We start from the raw sequence: 21,663 nt of genomic DNA on the forward strand, positions 1-21,663 counted from the left end.
TTCCCGGTCATGCGCATTTTGCCAGCAATGCGGCGATTGCCTGTTGCGCCAGCGGTTCTTCCAGGGTCGGCGCATGGCCTTTACCCGGTATGACAACCGCTTCCATGTCCGGCACTTCCTTCTGCATCCGGGCCAGGGTGCCGGTGGAAAGTATGTCCGACAATTCACCCCGCAGGGTCAGCAGCGGGCGCCCCGCCAGGGCGCGAAATGCCGGCCACATGTCATGGGGCTCGGCCCCTTGCGGCGCATGAAAAGGCTCTGCAATTTTCATATCGTAATCGAAGGCAATGCGCCCGCTGCCACCCACGCACATCATCCGCTTGGACAGGCGCAACCAGTCCGACAGTTCGAATTCGGGATAAGCATCCCCATTCTGTTCCTTCAGCGCCCGCGCGGCGTGAATCCAGGTGGGAAAGCTGCGCCCCTGCCCCACATAGTCGCGGATCCGGTCCAGCCCGTCTTCTTCCACTTCCGGGCCGATATCGTTCAGCACCACGCCCGCGAACCGATCGGCCGATTGCAGCGCCAGCAACATGATCACGATCCCGCCCAGCGATGTGCCGATCGCCACGACCCGGCCCAGCTCCGCCTGATCGAACAGGGCGGCAATGTCCGCGACATAGGATGCAGGCGTATAGCTGGCGGGATCCCTGGCATAATCGCTCTGCCCGCGTCCGCGCAGATCGGGGCAGACCACGCGCCATTCCCCGGCAAAGGCATCGGCCACCGGCTCGAAATCGCGGGCATTGCGGGTCAGGCCGGGGATGCACAGGATCGCCGGGCGATCATCGCGCCCGGGATAATCGCGATAACGCAGCGTCAGCCCATCCGCGCTCGTCCACTCGCCTTCTGTATAAGGGGCTTCGCCCATCGACCCGTCCCATTGATCCGGCCACACGGTTGCGCGGCCGCCATTCCGTGCCCACTAATGGAAGGATGCGACCAGAACCGCAAGCCGCGCCATACCGCCCCGATCCGCAAATACTGAACCTGGCCGAATGGCTTGGCGATGCAGTGGAGCCAGCAGGATTCCCCCGCCACGAATTGCGTTTTCGCAACCGGCGATGGGATCGTGCCGTGGGGCTGGCGGAACTTTCCGACCAGGAATGGCTGAACCATTTCGCCGGGTTCGCCCCTCTGCCCGACAATCTGCCCCAGCCGCTGGCGCTGCGTTATCACGGGCATCAGTTCCGCGTGTATAATCCCGATATCGGCGATGGCCGGGGCTTCCTGTTTGCGCAAATGCGCGATGGCGACGGGCGCCTGCTCGATCTGGGCACCAAGGGCAGCGGGCAGACCCCCTATAGCCGCACGGCCGACGGGCGGCTGACGCTGAAAGGCGCGGTTCGCGAAATTCTGGCCACGGAAATGCTGGAAGCGCTGGGCGTCAACACGTCCAGAACCTTCTCCGTCGTCGAAACGGGGGAGGAACTGGTGCGCGGGGACGAACCTTCGCCCACACGGTCCGCCGTGATGGTGCGGCTGTCCCATTCCCATATCCGCATCGGCGCGTTCCAGCGTCTCGCCGTCCTTGGCGAAGACGATCATCTTCGCGAACTGGTCGATTATTGCCTGTCCCAGTTCCCTGGCCCGCAACCGCCGGAGGATGCGCCCGGACGGGACGAACCAGCCGTGATCCTGATGCATCAGGCGGTGGAGCGCATGGCCGATCTAGCCGCATCATACATGGTGGCGGGTTTCGTTCACGGCGTGCTCAATACCGATAATATGAACATTACCGGGGAGAGCTTCGATTACGGCCCCTGGCGCTGGCTGCCGACATGGGATCCGGCCTTCACCGCCGCCTATTTCGATCATGCCGGCCTCTATGCCTTCGGGCGCCAGCCGGAAGCGATTCGCTGGAATCTCGCCCAATTGGCGATTGCCCTGCGGCGCCTGGTGGATGCGCCGCCGCTGATTGCCGCCCTCGAAAGATTTGGCGATCTTTATCACAATGCCATGAGCCGTCGCTTCACCTGGCGCCTGGGCGTGCAAAGCCGCGGGCTGGAGCAGGATTTCAGCCTTATCGAAGCGGCAGAAGGAACGATGCGGGAATTGGGGATCGGGCCGGACGCCTTTTTCTTTGCGCATCGCGGCGGACGCAACGCTGCGGGCCAGCTGGCAGAAAAGCTGCGCGGATACGAACCGCTGAACAGCGGCCATCCCTATTGGGAAGGCGAAGAACCGCAGGCCATGTTGATCGACGAGGTCGAAGCAATCTGGGCCTCCATTGCCGAGCATGATGACTGGCAGCCATTGGCCGACAAGGTCGAGGCGCTGCGGGTTATGGGCGCTGCGCACGGCAAGCATCCGTCTCCGGCGGGAAATATTTGAACCGGTGGAGTAACGCACTACCTGCACTGGCATGGAAGTACCGAGCAAGCTATCAGCTGGGGATGACATCAATTCCGGTAGCCAGACCGGCGGCAAGCCTGTGAGCCAGAACGAAATCATCTCTTACGAACCGGCCACCGGGGCCGAGCTTTGGCGCGGTCCGATCGGTAATGTCGATGATGCCGTCGCCCGCGCGCGCCGGGCATGGCCGAAATGGGCATCGCAACCGCTGGCCAATCGCATAGAGCTGGTGCGCCGCTTCGCCAATGAAGTGCGCAAGGTCCAGGGTGAATTCGCCGAACTGATCGCGCGGGAAACCGGCAAGCCGCTATGGGAAGCGAGCACCGAAGTCGAAGCGGTAATCGCCAAGGTCGAAATTTCGGTACGCGCCTATGCGGAACGCACCGGCCAGCGCAAGCTGGACAGCGCGCTGCAGGGCACGGCCGCGCTGCGGCACAAGCCGCATGGCGTAATGGCCGTGCTGGGCCCGTATAATTTCCCCGCCCATCTGCCCAATGGCCACATCATCCCGGCCCTGATCGCCGGCAATGCGGTGATCCTGAAACCCAGCGAGAAGACGCCCGCCGTCGGCGCGATGCTGATATCCTGCTTCCACAAGGCGGGGATCGAACCGGATCTGGTGCAGATCCTCCTCGGCGGACCGGATGAAGGCAAGGCGCTGGTCGCCCATGATGACGTGGACGGTGTGCTGTTCACCGGATCGGCGCAGGTCGGCATCGCGATCAATCGCAAGCTGGCCGGCAATCCGGGCAAGATCGTCGCGCTTGAGATGGGCGGCAACAATCCGATCATGGTGTGGAACACGCCGCTGATCGCGGATGCCGCCACCCTGATCGTGCAATCGGCCTTCACCACGGCCGGGCAGCGCTGCACGGCGGCGCGGCGCCTCATCGTCAAATCGGACATGTATGATGCGGTAGTCGGTGAAGTGAAGAAGCTGACCGACCGGATGATCATCGGCGCGCCGTTCGACGATCCGCAACCCTATATGGGGCCAGTGATCGATTCCAACACTGCCGATCAATTGACCGAAAGCTTTCTCTACCTGATTTCCAATGGCGGCAAGGCAATCAGCCATATGCGCCGGCCGCAGGGCGATCTGCCTTTCCTGACGCCTGGCCTGATCGACACGACCAACATGGCGGAACGGCCCGATGTCGAATTGTTCGGCCCGTTGCTGCAAATCGTGAAAGTGGACGATTTCGACGAAGGGATTGCCGAGGCGAATAATACGCGTTTCGGCCTTTCCGCCTCTCTGGTGGGTGGCAATCCGCAGGAATATAACCGTTTCTGGGCCAATATCCGGGCTGGCATCGTCAACTGGAACCGGCCGACCAATGGCGCATCTTCCGCAGCGCCCTTCGGCGGGATCGGCCTGTCCGGCAATCACCGCCCGGCGGCCTTCTATGCTGCCGATTACTGCGCCTATCCAGTGGCCAGCACGGAGATGGAACAGCCGCGTGCCAGCGTGGGCGTGGGCTTCACGCAGTAAACACTATCTGACGCTGGTAACCAGATCCACTTCGGTGGCGCCATTGGCCAGGCGGCGGGCATAGACGACGAAGGATGATGCGTCCTTCACGCCCCCCAGAACATTATCGCCATCCTGCAACACATGCTGGGCGGAAAAACCGGCCTTGCTGGCCATTGTGAAATAGAAATTCATCACCTCCCCGATCGGCGCGGGGGTCTGGTAATTCACCACTCGCAGCGAACAGCCATCCCGGTCGGTGCCGGCTGCTTCCTGCACGGCACCGCGCGGATATACGGGAAAGGAAACGGGCAGTTTCGCCGCCCATTGCATCGTATATTCAACCTTCTGCGCACAATCGCCGCTGCCGCCCGGCGCAGCCGCAGCGCGCGCGGCGGCCGTCAAGGCGGCATTTTCGGGCAAGGCGCCCGCCACTTCGCGCGGCTCAGGCGCATCGCGCATCTGGCCCTGCCCGCCCACCAGCTTCAGCGCATCGGCACGAGCAGCCTCGATCGCCGCCGGCCCGAGATCGAGCGTCGGCACCGAGCCATCGCCCGAAGCGATACTGGCGGCATTATTGGCGCGGTTCTGCCCGATCAGGTCGGGATCGACCATGATCTGTTCGCCCAGCGCGCCGGTCAGGGCAGGATCGATTTCGGCCGCGGCCTGTGGTTCATCGGCACTATCTCCGCAAGCGGAAAGGCCGAGGGCGGCAAGAAGCGGCAGCGCCATGGTGAATCGGAGATCGCGTTTCATGGCGCCCGCCCTATCCCGGAGAGGCGGAGAAAAGGTTTACGTGCGGGCAGAATAACCGCCCCTGTCGCGAAACAGGCCTGCCCGTAAAAGGCAGTGGGCGCCCGGCCGTTGCGACGGTCCGGGCGCCCACAGGGCCTTTGCCGGTGCGACCCGAAGGCCCCTGGTCGATCAACGGCAGCGTGTGCCGCCATCCACTTCCTTGCCCAGCAACGCACCACCGGCAGCGCCGAGAATGGTGCCAAGCGTGCGGTCGCGCCCGCCATCGATCTCCCGGCCAAGCAGCGCGCCCAGCGCACCACCGACAATCAGGCCGGTCGTGCCGTCGCTCTTGCGGCAATAGGTGCGGCCGTCATTGCCGCGCCAGACGCGGGTGTCGCGATAGACGCGATCGTCATATCCGGCGCGGCGATAATCATAGTCCCGGCCATAGCGGTTCTGATTTCCGCGCCCGCGATACCAGCCTTCGTGACGGCCGCGATCGCGGCTGTGCTGCCAGTCCTGCTGAACGGGCGCAGCGGCGCGATGGGCGGGCGTGGCGAAATCCGCCGCACTGGCGGGGACGCTGGCTGCCATGCCGGTAGCGGCGAGGCCCAGGGCGGCGGTCTTGAACAGCTTGTGCATGGCTTTGAGCTCCATCGTGTCATTCATTCGATGGTTCAGCTTTACGCCCTCTTTTATGAACGCCATGCAACCAGCCTGTCAGCCTTGCATCAATTTGTCGCACTTGCCGGGGCTTTGTCGCACGCCTACCCGCAAGAGGTGACCGGCACGCATCAGAAAATCGGCAGCGGCCTGCCTTTCGCCCTGGGGGCCCATGCGATCTGGGGCTCCATGCCGATCTATCTGATTCTGGTGAAGGCCGTGCCTTCGCTGGAATTTGTCGCCTGGCGGCTGATTTTCACGCTGCCCCTGTGCCTGGCAATAGTGGCGCTGCGCCGGCAGGGCGCGCAATTGGTGGAGGTGCTGCGCAACCGCAAGGCGTTGCTCACCCTGCTTGGCAGTTCGGCGATGATCGCGATCAACTGGTTCCTCTATGTCTGGGCGATCCAGAACGATCATGTCTATGCCGCCAGCCTCGGCTATTACATTTTGCCGCTGATCATGATGCTGCTCGGCCTGCTGGTGCTGGGTGAAAGGCTGACGCGGCGGCAATGGGCAGCCGTTACGCTGGCCGGTATCGGCGTTGCCGCCCTGGCCGGCGGGGCGTTGACGACATTGTGGATCAGCCTCTCCATGGCGATCACCTTCGCGGTTTACGGCCTGCTTCGCAAAACGGTTGCCGCCGGGGCGCTGGTCGGGCTGACAGTGGAATCCTTCATTCTCCTGCCGCTTTCCCTCGCGATACTAGCCTGGTTCTGGGCCACGCCGGAAGGCCCGGCCATGGGGCAAAGCCTTGCCCTCGCCATCGCCATCATGGGCAGCGGCCCGATGACAGCCACGCCGCTCCTGCTCTTCGCCACGGCCGCGCGGCGGATGCCCTATACGGTGATCGGGTTCCTGCAATTCCTCTCACCCACCATCGTGTTCCTGCTGGGCATGTTCGTTTTCGGGGAGGAACTGCACCCCGCCCAGCTCGCCTGTTTCGCGGCGATCTGGGCGGCGGCGGCGCTGTTCATCTGGGACCTGGTTCGCAGCAGCCACCGTGCCCGGCAGGACCAGAAAGCCGCAAGCAGCGCCTCGGCCTGACAGGGCAGGCTAGGCCCGGAGGCGCCAGCCAAGGGTCTGCCCGGCATGGAACGGGACAAGGCTGCTGCCCCCCGCCTCCACCAGTGCCGGCACTTCCACTTCCGCCCTTTCCAGCGTCACCGTGCCTTCATTGACCGGCAGGCCATAGAAATGCGGTCCATTCAGGCTGGCAAAGGCTTCGAAATGGTCCAGCGCGCCTTCTTCATCGAACACGGTGGCATAGCTTTCCAGCGCATAGGGCGCATTGAAGATACCCGCGCAACCACAGGCCGATTCCTTGGCTTCCTTCGCATGGGGGGCGCTGTCCGTGCCGAGGAAGAATTTGCGCGAACCCGATGTGGCCGCCTTGCGCAGGGCCAGCCGGTGTTTTTCCCGCTTGGCCACGGGCAGGCAATAGGCATGGGGCCGCATCCCGCCGACCAGCATGGCATTGCGATTGATATGGAGATGCTGCGGCGTGATCGTGGCTGCCACATTGGGGCCCGTAATGCCCACGAAGGCCACCGCCTCCGCCGTGGTCGCATGTTCGAACACCACCCGCAGGCCCGGCATATCCTGCAACAGCGGACCGAGAATGCGTTCGATGAACACCGCCTCACGGTCGAAAATATCGATGTCCGGATCGGTCACTTCGCCATGGACGCACAGGACCATGCCGATCTCCTGCATCTTTTCCAGCACCGGATAGATATTGGCGATATCGGTCACGCCATTGGCGGAATTGGTCGTCGCCCCGGCGGGATAGAGCTTGGCCGCGGTGAAGATGCCTTCCGCATGGCCCTGCGCCAGATCTTCCGGATCGGTCGCATCGGTCAGGTAACAGGTCATCAACGGCGTGAAATCCGCGCCCGCGCCCAGCGCGTCCATGATCCGCTGGCGATATTCTACCGCGTCCGCCGCCCGCGTGACCGGGGGCGTGAGATTGGGCATCACGATCGCCCGGGCGAATTGCCGCGCGGTAAAATCCGCCACGCCGCGCAGCATGGCGCCATCGCGCAAATGGACATGCCAGTCATCCGGTCGGCGAATGGTAATCTCGTTCATCTCAGCGCCTTTCAGCCTTGACCCTGGAACAGTTGGAACACTGTTCAGGCGATTGATTTCCGGCCGCCACACTCCTGCCGAAATCGAGCGGCGGAAGGGGCTGGCTGTCACACATGCGGGCGCCCATGCCACAAGGCGCCGGGGTAGGACAGACAGGACTGCCGGGCCGTGGCGGGTTTGGGGTCTGCCCTACAATCTCGGCCTGACCAGCAATGGCTTGAACAGTTTGCGGCTCGGCCTCACCAGGATCACCAGCACGCCGCCAGCAGCAATGGCGGCGCCCAGCACGAGATAGAAACCCACGCTATCGCCCGTCAGCAATGCCCCGGCGGCAATGGTCATGATCGGGGTCATGAGCGTGAGCGGCGCGATGAGATTGGCATCATAGGTCTTGAGCAAGCTGAAATAGAGCGTGTGCGCGCCGAGCGAGACCACGACGCCCGAAAAGGCGAGCGCCGCGGCAAATTTCCAGCCCGAGGCGGACAATGCCGCCAATTGCCCCGATTCGCCGATAGCGCTGAGCGGCAGAAGGACCAGCACCGATCCAAACGCCGCCCAGGCCTGCAACTGGAGAGAGGATAATTCCACCCGTTTCAGGAACACTGAACCGAGCGAACCGACGACGGAGGATGCAAAGACGAAGAGCAGGCCATAACTGCTGGACCAGCCGCTGGGGGATGCGATTGCCACGCCCACGCCGACAAAGGTGAAACCGATGCCGACCGCGCGGCGCCAGCCGATTCGTTCACCCAGTATTACGATGGCGAACAACACGGTCAGCGGTGCGCTGGACAGGCTGACAATTGCGGATGCGGAGGGGGTCGCATCCTGCAAGCCGATGAAAAGCAGCGAAAAGGATCCACCGCTGACCGCAAAGGTGACGAGGAGAACCCGCCCCAGCCTTTCCGGGATCGGCAGCAACCAGGGCAGCAGGGCAATCAACACCACCAGCGAACGCGCCGCGGCATAGAAGAGCGGCGGCACCTGCATCTCGTCCACCACCAGCCGGCTGACGACGACATTCAGCGCCCAGATCAGGCAGATCAGAACGAGCAACAGGAAGCTGCGCAGCGGCATTGCCGGGGCCTACCAGCTTCCCGCCGACAAGGGCAGCCCTGCCCGGCCTACCCCGCTATCCGGTCCAGTCATGGCGTCTTTCCCCGGACGCCAAAGGTGGCGACCTGCCACGGATGTTGACTTGTGATGTGAAAGCCCCACCTTGCCGCCATGGCCGATGAAAGACTTTTTAGCCGCGCCGTGATCCGCGTCGCACCCGATGAACCAGGCGAAGATGTGGAAGCGTTCCTGCAGGGCCTGCTGACCAATGACGTGAGCGGCGAATTGCCCGTCTATGCCGGGCTGCTAACCCCGCAAGGCAAGGCGATGTTCGATATGCTGGTCTGGCCGGGCGCGGACGGATCGCTGCTGCTCGATTGCGAGGCTGACCATGCGGAAGATCTGGTAAAGCGGCTGTCGCTTTATCGCCTGCGGCGCAAGATCCGGATAGAAATCGATTATGGCCTTGGCGTGTTCTGGCAGGCCGATCTCGGCGATGGCGGCGCGCCCGATCCGCGCCTTGCCGATCTGGGACAGCGCTGGATCGCGGCCGTAACGGAAAATGACGTTCCCGTGGACGATGCCTGGCTGCGCCACCGGCTGCATTGCGGCGTGGCGGAAGGCCGTGCCGAACTGGGCGACATATTGTGGCTGGAAACCAATGCCGTGGAACTGCACGGCGTCAGTTTTTCCAAGGGCTGCTATGTCGGGCAGGAAAACACGGCACGGATGAACTGGCGGCAGAAAATCAATCGCCGGCTGATCGTGGTGCCGCTGGACCGTTCGGAAGAAAAACGCCGCAAGACCACCTATCCGGAACTGGGACTGGCGGTGGATCACTTGCGCGTCGATTCGATCGATCCCGATCTCGTGCCCGGCTGGATCCAGCTGGAAGGAAGCGACTAGCTTCCCATATCCCCGCTTTCCGCAAAGGAAGCGCACAGCATCTCTTCCGCCTTGTCGCGCGCGGTGCTGCGGTTCACGCCAAGAGAGCCTGCCAGCCGTTCGCCGATCAGCGCATCGCCCAGCGCCAGCAGGACCAGCGCCGTGGTCGCTTCATGCATGATGCGCTGCGCGCCGGCCTGTTTTTCCTGCGGGTGAAGTTCATCCACCAGCCGGTCGATCGTCCGGATGATCGGATCAAGCGCATCCTCATTGCCCGACAGCATCATCCAGCTGGCCAGCGCGGCCCCGCCCTCCCGATCGAAGGCATCGAAGGTAAGATCGACGACTTCACGCGGCGAACCGATACCGGCGCGCGTGGCCAGCACCGCTTCGCTGATCGATTCGCACACGGTTTCCGCCAGATGCTGCGCCAGCGCCTGCTGCAATCCGGCGGCAGAGCCGAAATGATGCAGCAGATTGGCATGGGTCCGCCCGATTCGCGCGCCCACAGCCTTCAGGGTGACACTTTGCGGACCGGCTTCAACCAGCAGGACGCGGGCGGCTTCCAGCGCAAGGCGGCGGCTTTCCTCCGGCGGCAATCTCTTGCGTATGGCCATATGTTCGATTGTCCTCCCTCCGCTGGCGTCCGCCCCTTGGGCATCGCCTAGGTGCAGAGGGCCGCGCCCGCAAGCGAATGAAAGCCTGCCCGGCACGCGCCACGGCGGGGCGGTTGACCGGCGCGGTGAATAAGCTGCGATCATCCGCCCATGGTTCACGCGGATGCAACCACTCCGGCATCGCTGCCGGTCGGCTCCGCCGCTTGCAATGCGTATCGCCGGGCGAGCACCATTTCACCGCCCCGTCCCTGGCAGAAAGTTGGCCGAATCTCGCCCGTCCGGATAAATCCCAGCTTTTCCAGAACCCTGCCCGATGCCGGATTATCGAGATAATGTCCGGCCAGGATCCGGTGCCGGCCCAGCGCCCGGGCCGTGTCGAGCACGCCCTGCCCGGCTTCCACGGCAAAGCCCTGCCCCCAATAGGGCCGGGCGATCCAGTATCCGAGTTCCAGACCTTCGCTTTCATCACGCAGGCCGATCATCCCGATCAGCGCCGCGCCCTTGCGGCCCGGCAGCGTGATCGCGAAACGACAGGCGCCATCTTCTTCCGCGCAGAATCGCTGCGCCTCCGCCTCGCCATAAGGCCAGGGCACGCAGGCAAGCATACGAACGATTCGCTCGTCCGCGATGGCGGCATGGACGGCCCGCCAGTCTTCGGGAAATACCGGCCGCAGGAACAGCCGTTCGGTCCGGATGAACATCTTGTCCTCCCTCGACGTCTTCCCCCCTGCATTTCCTTGTCTGGCAGGGAGATATGACGCTGTCTTTGCGAAGGAGACTAAAAAAGGGAGACGGGTCTGGCCCCATCTCCCTCTTGGCCGGGCTATTCGCCGCCCGGCGGGGCCATCCCGTTGGATGACCCTTTTATCGAGTCATCCGCTTATTCGGCGGCTTCGGCCATCATGTCGACCGATACGTATTTGCGGCCGAGCTTGCCGTCGTGGAAACGCACGCGGCCGGCTTCCAGCGCAAACAGCGTGTGGTCCTTGCCGATGCCCACATTGGAGCCCGGATAGAACTTCGTGCCGCGCTGACGCACGATAATGTTGCCGCCGATCACTTCCTGACCGCCGAACTTCTTAACGCCAAGGCGACGGCCGGCAGAGTCGCGACCGTTGCGGGACGAACCGCCTGCTTTTTTATGTGCCATTGCGCTCTACTCCTCGACTTACTCGCTATCCGCCTTTTTGGCGGCCGGCTTCGAAGCGGCACCATCCTTGACGGGCGCGGCCTTCTTGGCCTTGGTTTCCTTCTTCACGTCGGCGCCCTTGGCAGGTTCCTGCTTTTCGGCGTCATGCGACTTGGCAGCAGCGGCCTTCTTCGGCGCAGCCTTGCCTTCGCCAACCGACACGATGCGCAGCAGGGTCATCTGCTGGCGGTGGCCGGCGCGACGGCGGTAATTGTGCCGGCGGCGCTTCTTGAAGACGAACACCTTCTCGCTCTTGGCCTGGGCGATGATCTCGGCCGAAACCTTGACCTTGCCGGCATCAGCCAGCGAATCACCCTCGCCTGCGAGCAGGACGTCGCCCAGCTCGATCGTTTCACCGGCTTCGCCCGCCAGTTTCTCGACCGCGATCTTGTCTCCTTCGGCGACGCGATACTGTTTGCCGCCCGTGCGCACTACTGCGAACATGGTTATCAAATCCGTTCTTCTTGGTTGTCGCCCCCATCAGCGTGAGCCGATGCTAACGACAAAAAGGCGCCCAGCGGGCACCGGAAAGTGCGGAGCCGTTAGGCGAAGGCGTGACTTGTGTCAACGGCTGCGCACCGGCCGGGCAATCTTTCAGCCCCGGAAATTCCACTGCTGGAATGCCCTGCCCGGTCGAGCTAAAGACCTGAGCATGGATTTCAAGCGCATCCTGCTCATTTCCGCCATGATGGTGCCGGCCACGGCATGCACCACGGCGCCCGATAGCTATCCCAGCCTCGCCATAAGGGAGGTTGAGCGGGTACAGGGCACTGCCCAGCCGGTCGAAAGCGTGCCGTGGTCCCCCGAACCTCTGGCCCAGGCGACGCTGGACGATGCAGCGCAATTGGCGGAGGATGCCGCGGAAGCGCACCGCCAGTTCCAGATCATGGCCGCACGCGTGGCCAGCGGCGGCAATGGCCGGTTGAGCGCCGAAGCAGGCAGTGACAGCTGGGCCCGCGCCCAGCTCGCCCTCGCCAGCCTGGAGGCCAGCCGCAGCCGCACGCTTGTCGCCCTCGCCAGCCTCGATCGCCTGTATGTCACCGCCGCCGTCGAAGGCGCCGAGCTGGAACAGATCGCCGGCCTTCACCGGCAGGTGTCCGCCCTGGCGGAAGAGGAAGACGCGGCGATCGCCCGGCTGGAAGCGCAGCTTCGATAGAAGGCCGCGACATATCCACAGGCAAATGCGCGGAGACTGGCGGGCCTCCGGCGTAATCAATTCCCGGCGGCGCCATCCTGCCAGCGGGCGAGATCGGCGTGATCCTGATCGCGCGGTTCGATCCAGTGCCAGCCATCCTTGCGCAATTCCCGTTTCCAGAACCACGCGTCGGACTTGAGGTGATCCATGGTGAAATCCACCGCCTGTATCGCCTCGCGCCGGTGCCGGGCCGCTGCGGAAACGAGGACGATCGGTTCGCCCACGCGCATCTGGCCGACGCGGTGGACGATCAGGATGCCCATCAGGCCGAAGCGCGCCAGCGCCTGATCCGCAAGATCGTTCATCCCGGCCAGGGTCAACGGCTCGTAATGCGAGAGCTCCAGCGCCTCCACCGCGTCATCGCCGCGAACTTCGCCAACAAAGCTGCAAACACCGCCCAGCCCGGGATTGGCATCGGTGAACGAGCCGACCAGAACGCCGGGATTGAAGGTTTCGGACAGGAGGCGGACGTCCTTCATGCCTTACCCGCCACTGACGGGGGGCAGCAGGGCTATCTCGTCCCCATCCTGTGCGAACAGGGCGGTCTTGTCGGGCAGGATCTTGCCATTCCTGGCCAGCTTCACCTTTTCGCCCTGCGCCGCTTCGCCAAGCGGGCCGTGCAGCGCATCGAGCAGGCCGTTCCAGTTCAGCGGAGCATTCAGGTTCATTTCGGGCGCACCCGCCAGATCGGCCAGCTTGCCGAGCAGGACCAGCTTCACAGCCACGCTCAGCCTCCGGTCAGGGACATGTGGCGCGGCTGCGCCGGGGCGGCGCCGCGTTCGATGCGGAAATGGTGGCGTTCCGGCTTGATTCGCATCGCTTCGTCCAGCGCATCGGCAAGCAGTTCATCCGGCGTTTCGGACCGCAGGGCCGCGCGCAGATCCACCTTTTCCGCCCCGCCCAGACAGGCATAGAGCTGGCCCGTGGCAGTCACGCGAATGCGATTGCACGATGCGCAGAAATTATTGGTCAGCGGGGTGATGAACCCGATCCGCCCGCCCGTTTCGGCAATGTCGAAATAGCGCGAAGGGCCGCCCGTCGCATAATCGGATGCGGTCAGCGTCCAGCGTTTTTCCAGCGCATCCTGCACCGCCGGCAGCGGCAGATAATGATCGACGCGGTCTTCCTCCACATCGCCCAGCGGCATCGTTTCGATCAGTGTGATGTCATGGCCATGCCGGTGAGCCCATTCGACCAGGAATGGGATTTCTTCCTCGTTCAGCCCCTTCAGCGCCACCGTATTCAGCTTGACCTTCAGCCCCGCATCCCTGGCCGCGGCAATGCCGCGCAGCACCCGGTTGAGCCGGTCCCGGCGGGACAGTTTTTCAAACAGGCCCGAATCCATAGTGTCGAGCGAGACATTGATCCGCTTCACCCCGGCCGCAGCCAGATCTTTCGCGAACTGTTCCAGCTGCGTGCCATTGGTGGTGAGCGTCAATTCATCCAGCCCGTCCCCCAGCTTCCGGCCGATGGCACGGACCAGTTCGATCACGTCGCGGCGCACCAGCGGCTCGCCGCCCGTCAGGCGGATCTTGGTAATGCCGCGTTCGATGAAAGCGAGAGAGAGCTTGTGCAGTTCTTCCAGGCTCAGCACTTCCTTGCGCGGCAGGAACTGCATCCTTTCAGGCATGCAATAAGTGCAGCGCAGATCGCACCTGTCCGTCACCGACAGGCGCAGATAGGAAATCCGCCGGTTGAAAGCGTCGACTAGGGGGCCGGTGGAACAGCTCATATTTCTTATCTAGCCCTTCTGACCGTTTTTGCCATCCACCTGCAGGATTTGGCCAGTCACGCCCGGCGCATTGTCCAGCCAGCGCAAAGTCTCGGCAATCGCATCCTCATCCTCTCCCGCCACCGCATTGACCCGGTGCGGAGCCGCTTCGCGCGCCAGTTCCTGAACGGCGGATAGCCGCCAGCCTGCATGGGGCTTGCCCGCCGGACCGAACAGGAGGGCGAGATCCCGCCCATCCCCCAGCGCCGCCCGTGCCAGTGGCAGATAATGCGCATGGAACCGGGCCGCCGCATCCAGCGGAGAATCCGGAAGGTCCCCCACTTTCAGCACGGCCTGCACCATCACCGACGTTCGCGCCGCAGCGTGATGCCGATCTGTTCCTGCTCCACGCTCAGCGCCAGCTTGACGATTTTCACCGTCACCGCCTCCACCCGGTCATCCTGCAGGAACAGGGTTTCGCAGACATGGTCGGCCACTGCCTCGATCAGCTTGAAATGGACCCCTTCGGGCAACGCGTCGCTGGCCGCGAATTTCAGGTCCATGTAATTCTTGCTCGCTTCCAGCGGCGTATCGGCATCGTAATGCTCGATCGGCTTCATCTGCACCTGAATGGTGAAGCGCAAGGGCTGCGGCTTGCCGGTCTCTTCCGAATAGATGCCGGTATGCACCATGTGCACGAAATCCGCGATTTCCAGGATCAGGCTGTCGGCCAAATGCAAGCTCCCCTTCAGAATTGCGCGCGGATGGCAGCGATAAGCCCGCTTGTCCAGCGAGCGGCAACAAAGCCTCGCTTCGTCGCGCAGGGAGCACGGCTGGAACGGTTGGAACAGGGTTATGTGCGGGAAATTTCCGCCGGGTGCGTAGGCGGTTTTTGGAGCGTTCGGGAGGGGGATGGCCGGCACTTGTTGGCATGAGGTGGAGGAAGCATGGACGGCTGGATGTAGGAAAGGCACGTTCGAGGTTCGGAAGACGACTGGAAACGCCCTATTACGGATGTTTGCTACAACTTGATAAACCCGCGAGCCCCTCAAGAATCGAACGATATGATCGAAATAGCAAGAGCGGCCTAGCTCTTTTCAGTGCCCACTATTTCATGCAGTCTCTCCGCTTGAGCACCATTCACCGCTTCAACGTAGCCAAGAATGCTGCGGATGGCCCTTTCAGAGCCATCACGGATTGCGACCTCGAACTCGGCCATTCGGTCCTCGATGACTTCCATTCGGCCTGACCCGAACTGGATATTGAAGCTTGTCACCTCTGGCCCCGGCCCTTGGGTCTTCGCATCATTAAACTCGAAGTTGCTCGTCGCGGCTGCTGCGTGGAGTGCACGGACCGCCTTGGAAAGTGACGCCTCATCACCACCTGAAATGGTGATGAGATCATATCAAGCAAACGCCAGCTTCAGACACGGACAGCACCGTAACTATAAGCCATCTCGATTTCAGTGATGTTTGCATTCTTCAAACTGCTGAATCCCCACCTATAGGGCTGCAAACAGCCTGATACCTCCACAGATCGTCCGTTTCGCGTGGCCGCGCTAGCCCGCGCTCAATCCCCGCTCCACCGCGCGAAGATTGCGGTGGGTAGCAGGCGGGCGCTCCGGTCATCCTGAGCCTGACGAAGGGCATCCTCGCGCACGGCCAGTTCGCCATGTTCGATCGTTCCGGGCAGGCCGGCGAAATGTTCCGCCAGCAATCCGCCCAGCGCCAGGCTGCTCATGCGCACGGCATAGACGGTCAGGAACAGGAAGCGGCTGTCTGCATCCAGCAATTGGCGGCAATCGCCGATCAGGCCGGGCAGGCTTTCTTCCAGTCGCCAGGTCTCGTTCTTCGGGCCGCGGCCGAATTTTGGCGGGTCGAGGATGATGCCGTCATACAGCCGCTCGCGCCGCACTTCGCGGGCGGCGAATTTGGCGGCATCGTCCACCAGCCAGCGGATCGGGCGGTCTTCCATACCGCACAGGGCGGCGTTTTCCCGCGCCTGGGCGACCGATTTCTTGCTGGCATCGACATGGGTGACCGGGCCGCATTCGCTGAGCGCCAGCGTGCCCACGCCGGTATAGCCGAACAGGTTGAGCGTACCCCTTGCGCCGCCCGTCCCTTCGTCATCCCCGCCTGCGCGGGGATGACGATCAAGGGGTGAATAGCCGAGCCGCCCGCGCATCCAGTCCCACACGGGGGCCATGTCGGGGAAGAAGCCGAGATGACGGAAGGGCGTGCATTGCGCGGTGAACTTCGCCTCGTTCCAGGCTAGCGGCCAGCCATCGGCAGGCACATCGCGCATATAGTGCCAGCGCCCGCCGCCATCCTCGTCCGAACCGGGCACGAATTCGCCATGCGCGTCCCAATCGGGCAGGCGCGGGCTCCACATGGCCTGCGGTTCCGGCCGAATGAAGCGATAGGGACCGTAGCGTTCCAGCTTCCGCCCATGCCCGCTATCGACCAGACCGTAATCGGCCCAGCCCTCGCCCGTCATCACCAGCGGTTGTAGCTTCAGCTCAGCCATGCGGGCCGCCAGTGTTGTGACTGTCCTTCGACAGGCTCAGGACGAGCGGGTGTCGGGGAAGGTAGCCGGGCTGTGGCATCAGGCGGAAGGCGTCGCGTGCTCCGCGACATAGGCGGCCACGGCGTCATATTCGCCGGGCAGTTCGACAAGCCGCTCTTCCCGTTCGAACAGATCCCCGACGCGCGTGGGCAGCGACGGGCGAACGCCCGTTGCCCGCTCCACCGCATCGCGGAACTTGCCCGGATGCGCCGTTGCCAGCGTGACCACGGGAATGTCGCGGTCAAGCCCCGCTTCCCGCGCGGCGTGGAGGCCGATGGCAGTGTGCGGATCGATCATTTCGGCGCATTTGTCCCACGCCCAGGCCATGGCGCGCACCATTTCATTCGCATCGGCGCGGGCGCTGGTGAACATCGCCGCCGCTCCTTCGCGCTGGGCATTGGTGAGCTGCATCGCCTTGCTCTTTTCAAAGCCCCGCATCTGTTCCGCCAGGGCCGCCCCATCGCGCCCGCCGACATCGAACAGCAGCCGTTCGAAATTGGAACTGACCTGGATATCCATAGAAGGCGCCGCCGTGGGCGTCACCGTCCCGGTGGAATAATCGCCACTGGACAGGGCACGGTGCAGGATATCGTTCACATTGGTCGCCACGATCAGCCGTTCGATCGGCAAGCCCATGCGGGCGGCGACATAGCCGGCAAAGACATCGCCGAAATTACCCGTCGGCACGGCAAAGGCAACCTTGCGGGCCGGCGCGCCCAATTGCAGCGCGGCCGCGAAATAATAGACCACCTGCGCCATCAACCGCGCCCAATTGATCGAATTGACGGCACCGATGCGGAAACGGCCGGTCAGCTGCGTATCGCCGAACATGCGCTTCACCATCGCCTGCGCATCGTCGAAACTGCCTTCGATGGCGATATTGTGCACATTGGGCGCCAGAACCGTGGTCATCTGCCGGCGCTGGACATCACTGACCCGCCCCTTGGGGTGGAGCATGAAGATATCGATGTTTTCACGGCCTGCCACCGCGTCAATCGCGGCGGAGCCGGTATCGCCGCTGGTCGCGCCGACAATGGTCAGCCGCTGATCGCGACGCGCCAGGAAGGTTTCGAACAGGCGGCCGAGCAATTGCAGCGCCACGTCCTTGAACGCCAGCGTCGGGCCGTGGAACAGTTCCAGCAGCCAGTGCTGCTGGTCGAACTGCTTGAGCGGGGTCACCGCCTCATGCGCGAAGCGGCCATAGGCGCGCTTGCACAGATCGAACAGTTCCTCTTCCGTGAGGCTGTCGCCGACGAAGGGCATCATGATCTTCGTCGCCAGTTCCACATAGGACAGCCCGGCCATGGCCGCGATCTCGTCCGCTGAAAATTGCGGCCAGTCGCGCGGCACGTAAAGCCCGCCATCGGCGGCGAGACCGGTCAGGGTCACGCCTTCGAAATCCAGCGCCGGAGCGCTCCCCCTGGTGGATATGTAGTCCATAATGGGCGAGCGGTTAGCGGGGCCTGCGCCGCAGGGCAAGCAAGCCGACGGATGAGGTGAAGGTTTTGCTGCGCCGCGCCCTTCACACGCCGCGGAAATTCCCCCTTCCAGGCAGGCTCGCGGCTGTCAGCCGTCCTTCCGCCGGCGGCGAAGAGCCAGCAGATAGATCACCACCGCCGTCGCCGCGAAGAAGAACCACTGCACCGCATAGGACAAATGGTTGTTCGGCAGATCGTTCGGGTCGGGCCGGGCAAGCTGTTCCAGCCCGGCCTGTGCGGGCGCGGCCACCAGGCGCACACCCTCCCCCGCCGGTGAGACATAGCCCTGAACCGTGCCGCCTTCCCAATCGCGCGTTTCAACATCGCGCGCCCAGCCAAGGGCGACGACAGCCCTTTCGCCATCCGGAAGAATGCAGGTCGCCGTCTGCGCCCAGCCCGTTTCCCCGCTTTCGGAACGCCCGGCAATGGCATCGCGCGCGGTGACTTGTGTGCAATTGACCGAGGATCGGCGGTAAAGTGCCGCCTCATAGCCAGCGGGATCGCGCGGCCAGGCCACCGGATCGGAATCTTCCAGCGCGGTTTCATAACGCGAGAGGAGATCCGCCTTCCACCCGGCGCGGTTCATCTGCCAGATGCCAAGGGCGATCATGGTGGCAACTGCGGCGCCAACCACCAATGTCGCGAAGATGGGAAGCTTGCGTGTCACTCTTGTCCGTCCGGCGGGCGGCGCGCTTCCACTGCGCCGCGTCGATATTCGATGATCAGCAGAGCGCCCTTCACCACGCGCAGGCCCAGAATCACCCCGGCTATGGTCAGCGGAACCCACAGGACCAGATGAACCCACAAGGGCGGCTCCACCGCGAGCTGCAGCCAGATCGCCAGCACGACCACGATCGCACCGATGATCAGGGTGAGAAAGGCGGCTGGGCCATCCCCGACATTGAAGCTGGAATAATCGAGCCCGCAGGAACGGCAGCGCGGCGCGAATCGGACAAAGCCTTCGAACATCGTCTTGCCGCCGCATCTGGGACACAGCCCAAACACGGAAGCCGCCGCCAGCGATGCTGGCCGCGGCTTCTCATGCGGTTCACTATTGTTCACTGGCTCAGTGGTACTCGGCGCCCCAGCCGCCCCAGACATAGACGACGATGAAGAGGAACAGCCAGACCACGTCCACGAAGTGCCAGTACCAGGCGGCGGCTTCGAAACCGAAATGCGCTTTCGGAGTGAAATCGCCCACATAGGTGCGGCGCAGGCAGACGATCAGGAAGATCGTGCCGACGATGACATGGAAGCCGTGGAAGCCGGTCGCCATGTAGAAGGCGGAACTGTAGGTGTTGCCGCCGAAACCGAACGGCGCATGCATATATTCATAGGCCTGGATCGCGCTGAACAGGATACCCAGCAGGATCGTGGCCCACAGGCCCTTCTTCAAACCTTCGCGATCGCCATGGATCAGCGAATGATGCGCCCAGGTCAATGTCGTGCCCGAACAGAGCAGGATCATCGTGTTGAGCAGCGGCAGGGCGAAGGGATCCATCACGGCGTGAATGTCTTCCGGCGGCCAGATGCCCCCGATGACTTCGACCATGTCCGTCGGGAACAGGGCAAAGTCGAACCAGGCCCAGAACCAGCCGGCGAAGAACATCACTTCCGAAGCGATGAACAGGATCATGCCGTAGCGCATGTGCAATTGCACGACTGGCGTATGGTCGCCAGCGCGGCCTTCCTGGATGATCTTGGAGAACCACCCGAAGAAGGTGGCGATCAGGCCGGCAATGCCGAGACCCAGGACAATATGCGCCGCCGCCATTTCGTGCATGAACAGCACCATGCCGGTGGTAAAGGTGAGCGCCGACATCGAAGCCACGAAGGGCCAGATATCGGGCTGCAGGATATGGTAATCGTGGTTCTTGGCGCCGGCCATTTGCTCTCGTCCTGATCCTTGTTTGCAGCTGCCCTTAATTCGGGGAAACGCGTTGGTCCAGTGGCTAGGAAGCGGGTCCCTCAGCCTCGTGGAAGGTGTAGCTCAGCGTGATCTGCTCCACATCCTTCATGTTCGGGTCGTCGAGCGCCTTGGGGTCCACGAAATAGAGGACCGGCATATCGACTTCCTGACCCGGCTGAAGCGTCTGTTCAGTAAAGCAGAAACACTGGATCTTGTTGAAATAGGCGCCGGCCTGTTCCGGCTCCACATTGAAGGTCGCGCTGCCCGTAATCGGGCGCGAGGAATTATTGCGTGCAACGTAAACGGCCATGTCCCGCTGCCCGATCTGGACCGTGTCAGTCACCTGTTTCGGCTGGAAGGTCCAGGGCATCCCGCGTTCCAGATTCGCATCGAAACGGATCGACATGGTCCGGGCACCCGCGCTTTGCGCCAGGCGGGCGGCAATGTCCGCATCGCTGGCCGTCGCGCGCTGAGTCGTGCCGGCAAAGCCCGTCACCTGGCAGAACAGGCGATATAGCGGCACGGCTGCGTAGCCGAGCCCGAGCATTCCCAGGGCGAGTAACAGGGCGAAAACGCCCACGCGGAGATTCTTGCTAGCGAGTGCGACCTGCGTCATTGCCCACCAATCCTTGCTATGGTGATGGCGTAAAACAGCACGACAAACCCGGCCAACACAAGGCCGAGGACGATATTGCGCCCTTTCCTTGCCCGCTTCAGACGATCTTCTTCTTCAGGTGTCATGCGAAAAGGCCCTGCCCGAGGATAAGCCGGTCGGCAACCAGCGCCGCGAACAGCGCAAAGAGATAAATGACCGAATAGCCGAATAATTTCTTCTCCGGCTTCATCGCGTCGCCATCTTCGCTGCTGCGGAACGCAACCGGGATCGAAAGCGCGACGAATCCGCCTGAAAGCAATGCGGCAGCCACGCCGTAGAGCGCGCCGGTTCCGCCGATCCACCACGGCACCAGGCTGGTGACGAAGAGGATGAGGGAATAGGCAAGGATCTGACGGCGCGTTGCCGCTTCACCGGCAACCACAGGCATCATCGGAATGCCGACCTTGGCGTAGTCCGTCTTGACGAACAGCGCGAGCGCCCAGAAATGCGGCGGCGTCCATACAAAGATGATCGCGAACAGCAGCAGCGGCATTGCGGTGATCTCGCCCGTCACGGCGATCCATCCGATCAGCGGCGGAAACGCCCCTGCCCCGCCCCCGATGACGATGTTCTGCGGCGTGCGCGGCTTCAGCCAGATCGTGTAGAGAACGGCGTAATAGACTATCGACAGCGCAAGGATGATCGCGGCCAGCCAATGCACGGCCACGCCCATGATTCCCACCGACGCCGCTGACAGTGCGATGCCGAAATCACGCGCGTCAGTGCGGGTCAGCTTGCCTTGCGGAAGCGGACGCTTTGCCGTGCGTTTCATCCCCGCATCGATATCGGCTTCCCACCACTGGTTAAGCGCGGCGGCCCCGCCTGCGCCCATGGCGATGCACAATATCGCGGTAAAACCGATCACCGGGTGGATATGCCCCGGCGCGGCGAGCAGACCGCACAGCCCCGTGAATACCACAAGGCTCATGACCCGCGGCTTGGTCAGCGCGAAAAAATCGCGCCATTCGGCGGGAAGCGGTTGCGTGGTCGGGGCGGCGGTCAAACTCAAATCCTGATATTCCCAATAATGTCCGGCCTGGCGGACACTTCCTGCTAAAAGGGGCGCACCGTATCCGATGCGCCCCCTCTTG

General features: G+C 63.2%; 28 protein-coding genes. 5 read left to right on the plus strand and 23 right to left on the minus strand.

Features of this window, described 5'->3' with window-relative positions; genetic code table 11:
* Window positions 1–7: 7 nt before the first annotated feature.
* Complete coding sequence (locus tag WYH_RS06185) at window positions 8–871, minus strand: alpha/beta fold hydrolase (protein WP_046903146.1); 864 nt, start codon at window positions 869–871, stop codon at window positions 8–10.
* A gap of 65 nt (window positions 872–936) precedes the next feature.
* Here WYH_RS06185 and WYH_RS06190 point away from each other — a divergent pair, with 65 nt between their 5' ends.
* Both WYH_RS06190 and astD read left to right on the plus strand, forming a co-directional pair.
* Entirely contained in the window at window positions 937–2,334 is a 1,398-nt protein-coding gene (locus WYH_RS06190) for a protein adenylyltransferase SelO family protein (protein ID WP_046903147.1), read from the plus strand.
* Between the two features lie 100 nt (window positions 2,335–2,434).
* Window positions 2,435–3,847 carry a succinylglutamate-semialdehyde dehydrogenase gene (gene astD / locus WYH_RS06195; RefSeq protein ID WP_046904873.1) on the plus strand — a complete coding sequence of 471 codons (1,413 nt, stop codon included), beginning with the start codon at window positions 2,435–2,437 and terminating at the stop codon, window positions 3,845–3,847.
* A gap of 3 nt (window positions 3,848–3,850) precedes the next feature.
* Here astD and WYH_RS06200 read toward each other — a convergent pair whose 3' ends face one another.
* A complete protein-coding gene (locus tag WYH_RS06200; RefSeq protein WP_046903148.1) occupies window positions 3,851–4,582 on the minus strand; it encodes a hypothetical protein in 732 nt (243 codons plus the stop codon).
* 168 nt (window positions 4,583–4,750) lie between these two features.
* Window positions 4,751–5,230, minus strand: coding sequence for a glycine zipper 2TM domain-containing protein (locus WYH_RS06205; protein ID WP_235979019.1), 480 nt, complete (start codon window positions 5,228–5,230; stop codon window positions 4,751–4,753).
* 3 nt (window positions 5,231–5,233) lie between these two features.
* On the opposite strand from WYH_RS06205, the gene rarD reads away from it, so the two are divergent.
* Window positions 5,234–6,268, plus strand: coding sequence for an EamA family transporter RarD (gene rarD, locus WYH_RS06210; RefSeq protein WP_082347877.1), 1,035 nt, complete (start codon window positions 5,234–5,236; stop codon window positions 6,266–6,268).
* A gap of 9 nt (window positions 6,269–6,277) precedes the next feature.
* Here the strand turns inward: rarD and pyrC are convergent, their stop codons facing one another.
* Window positions 6,278–7,312, minus strand: coding sequence for a dihydroorotase (pyrC, locus tag WYH_RS06215; protein ID WP_046903149.1), 1,035 nt, complete (start codon window positions 7,310–7,312; stop codon window positions 6,278–6,280).
* Window positions 7,313–7,501: 189 nt separating this feature from the next.
* Window positions 7,502–8,389, minus strand: coding sequence for a DMT family transporter (locus tag WYH_RS06220; RefSeq protein ID WP_046903150.1), 888 nt, complete (start codon window positions 8,387–8,389; stop codon window positions 7,502–7,504).
* A gap of 150 nt (window positions 8,390–8,539) precedes the next feature.
* Here WYH_RS06220 and ygfZ point away from each other — a divergent pair, with 150 nt between their 5' ends.
* Window positions 8,540–9,274, plus strand: a complete 735-nt coding sequence (gene ygfZ / locus WYH_RS06225) for a CAF17-like 4Fe-4S cluster assembly/insertion protein YgfZ (protein WP_046903151.1) — start codon at window positions 8,540–8,542, stop codon at window positions 9,272–9,274.
* Here the strand turns inward: ygfZ and WYH_RS06230 are convergent.
* The 4 genes from WYH_RS06230 to rplU form a co-directional block, all read right to left on the minus strand.
* Window positions 9,271–9,870, minus strand: a complete 600-nt coding sequence (locus WYH_RS06230) for a TetR/AcrR family transcriptional regulator (RefSeq protein ID WP_046903152.1) — start codon at window positions 9,868–9,870, stop codon at window positions 9,271–9,273. The genes ygfZ and WYH_RS06230 overlap by 4 nt on opposite strands.
* Window positions 9,871–10,025: 155 nt before the next feature.
* The gene (locus WYH_RS06235) at window positions 10,026–10,571 is read right to left on the minus strand and encodes a GNAT family N-acetyltransferase (RefSeq protein WP_046903153.1); all 546 of its coding nucleotides are present in this window, start codon (window positions 10,569–10,571) and stop codon (window positions 10,026–10,028) included.
* Window positions 10,572–10,750: 179 nt separating this feature from the next.
* Window positions 10,751–11,020: a 50S ribosomal protein L27 gene (gene rpmA / locus WYH_RS06240; protein WP_046903154.1), complete on the minus strand. Its 270-nt coding sequence runs from the start codon at window positions 11,018–11,020 to the stop codon at window positions 10,751–10,753.
* A gap of 18 nt (window positions 11,021–11,038) precedes the next feature.
* Window positions 11,039–11,503 carry a 50S ribosomal protein L21 gene (rplU, locus tag WYH_RS06245; protein WP_046903155.1) on the minus strand — a complete coding sequence of 155 codons (465 nt, stop codon included), beginning with the start codon at window positions 11,501–11,503 and terminating at the stop codon, window positions 11,039–11,041.
* 208 nt (window positions 11,504–11,711) lie between these two features.
* Between rplU and WYH_RS06250 the strand changes: the two genes are divergently transcribed.
* The gene (locus WYH_RS06250; protein WP_046903156.1) at window positions 11,712–12,215 is read left to right on the plus strand and encodes a hypothetical protein; all 504 of its coding nucleotides are present in this window, start codon (window positions 11,712–11,714) and stop codon (window positions 12,213–12,215) included.
* Window positions 12,216–12,271: 56 nt separating this feature from the next.
* Here the strand turns inward: WYH_RS06250 and WYH_RS06255 are convergent, their stop codons facing one another.
* From WYH_RS06255 to WYH_RS06310, 14 genes are all read right to left on the minus strand, one after another.
* Window positions 12,272–12,733, minus strand: a complete 462-nt coding sequence (locus tag WYH_RS06255; RefSeq protein WP_046903157.1) for a molybdenum cofactor biosynthesis protein MoaE — start codon at window positions 12,731–12,733, stop codon at window positions 12,272–12,274.
* A 3-nt stretch (window positions 12,734–12,736) separates the two neighbouring features.
* Window positions 12,737–12,979 (minus strand): MoaD/ThiS family protein, encoded by a 243-nt coding sequence (locus tag WYH_RS06260; protein ID WP_046903158.1) that lies wholly within the window; start codon window positions 12,977–12,979, stop codon window positions 12,737–12,739.
* Between the two features lie 2 nt (window positions 12,980–12,981).
* On the minus strand, window positions 12,982–13,986 hold the full coding sequence (moaA, locus tag WYH_RS06265) for a GTP 3',8-cyclase MoaA (protein ID WP_046903159.1): 1,005 nt from the start codon (window positions 13,984–13,986) through the stop codon (window positions 12,982–12,984).
* A 9-nt stretch (window positions 13,987–13,995) separates the two neighbouring features.
* Window positions 13,996–14,328: a Rossmann fold domain-containing protein gene (locus WYH_RS06270; protein WP_221232061.1), complete on the minus strand. Its 333-nt coding sequence runs from the start codon at window positions 14,326–14,328 to the stop codon at window positions 13,996–13,998.
* Window positions 14,328–14,699: a dihydroneopterin aldolase gene (locus WYH_RS06275; protein WP_046904877.1), complete on the minus strand. Its 372-nt coding sequence runs from the start codon at window positions 14,697–14,699 to the stop codon at window positions 14,328–14,330. The genes WYH_RS06270 and WYH_RS06275 overlap by 1 nt, the downstream gene beginning before the upstream one ends.
* A gap of 353 nt (window positions 14,700–15,052) precedes the next feature.
* A complete protein-coding gene (locus WYH_RS16785; RefSeq protein WP_156320083.1) occupies window positions 15,053–15,205 on the minus strand; it encodes a hypothetical protein in 153 nt (50 codons plus the stop codon).
* Window positions 15,206–15,534: 329 nt separating this feature from the next.
* Complete coding sequence (locus WYH_RS06280) at window positions 15,535–16,491, minus strand: class I SAM-dependent methyltransferase (protein ID WP_046903160.1); 957 nt, start codon at window positions 16,489–16,491, stop codon at window positions 15,535–15,537.
* 78 nt (window positions 16,492–16,569) lie between these two features.
* The gene (gene thrC / locus WYH_RS06285) at window positions 16,570–17,970 is read right to left on the minus strand and encodes a threonine synthase (RefSeq protein WP_046903161.1); all 1,401 of its coding nucleotides are present in this window, start codon (window positions 17,968–17,970) and stop codon (window positions 16,570–16,572) included.
* Between the two features lie 126 nt (window positions 17,971–18,096).
* Entirely contained in the window at window positions 18,097–18,675 is a 579-nt protein-coding gene (locus WYH_RS06290; RefSeq protein ID WP_244877974.1) for an SURF1 family protein, read from the minus strand.
* Window positions 18,672–18,977 (minus strand): DUF983 domain-containing protein, encoded by a 306-nt coding sequence (locus WYH_RS06295; protein WP_235979020.1) that lies wholly within the window; start codon window positions 18,975–18,977, stop codon window positions 18,672–18,674. The genes WYH_RS06290 and WYH_RS06295 overlap by 4 nt, the downstream gene beginning before the upstream one ends.
* 97 nt (window positions 18,978–19,074) lie before the next feature.
* Window positions 19,075–19,896, minus strand: coding sequence for a cytochrome c oxidase subunit 3 (locus tag WYH_RS06300; RefSeq protein ID WP_046903163.1), 822 nt, complete (start codon window positions 19,894–19,896; stop codon window positions 19,075–19,077).
* A gap of 64 nt (window positions 19,897–19,960) precedes the next feature.
* Window positions 19,961–20,533, minus strand: a complete 573-nt coding sequence (locus WYH_RS06305; RefSeq protein ID WP_046903164.1) for a cytochrome c oxidase assembly protein — start codon at window positions 20,531–20,533, stop codon at window positions 19,961–19,963.
* Window positions 20,530–20,658 (minus strand): hypothetical protein, encoded by a 129-nt coding sequence (locus WYH_RS17265; protein ID WP_268908320.1) that lies wholly within the window; start codon window positions 20,656–20,658, stop codon window positions 20,530–20,532. Before WYH_RS17265 ends, WYH_RS06305 begins: the two co-directional genes overlap by 4 nt.
* Window positions 20,655–21,575 carry a heme o synthase gene (locus tag WYH_RS06310; protein ID WP_046903165.1) on the minus strand — a complete coding sequence of 307 codons (921 nt, stop codon included), beginning with the start codon at window positions 21,573–21,575 and terminating at the stop codon, window positions 20,655–20,657. Before WYH_RS06310 ends, WYH_RS17265 begins: the two co-directional genes overlap by 4 nt.
* Between the last annotated feature and the right edge of the window lie 88 nt (window positions 21,576–21,663).

The organism is Croceibacterium atlanticum (assembly GCF_001008165.2).
Classification (GTDB): domain Bacteria; phylum Pseudomonadota; class Alphaproteobacteria; order Sphingomonadales; family Sphingomonadaceae; genus Croceibacterium_C; species Croceibacterium_C atlanticum.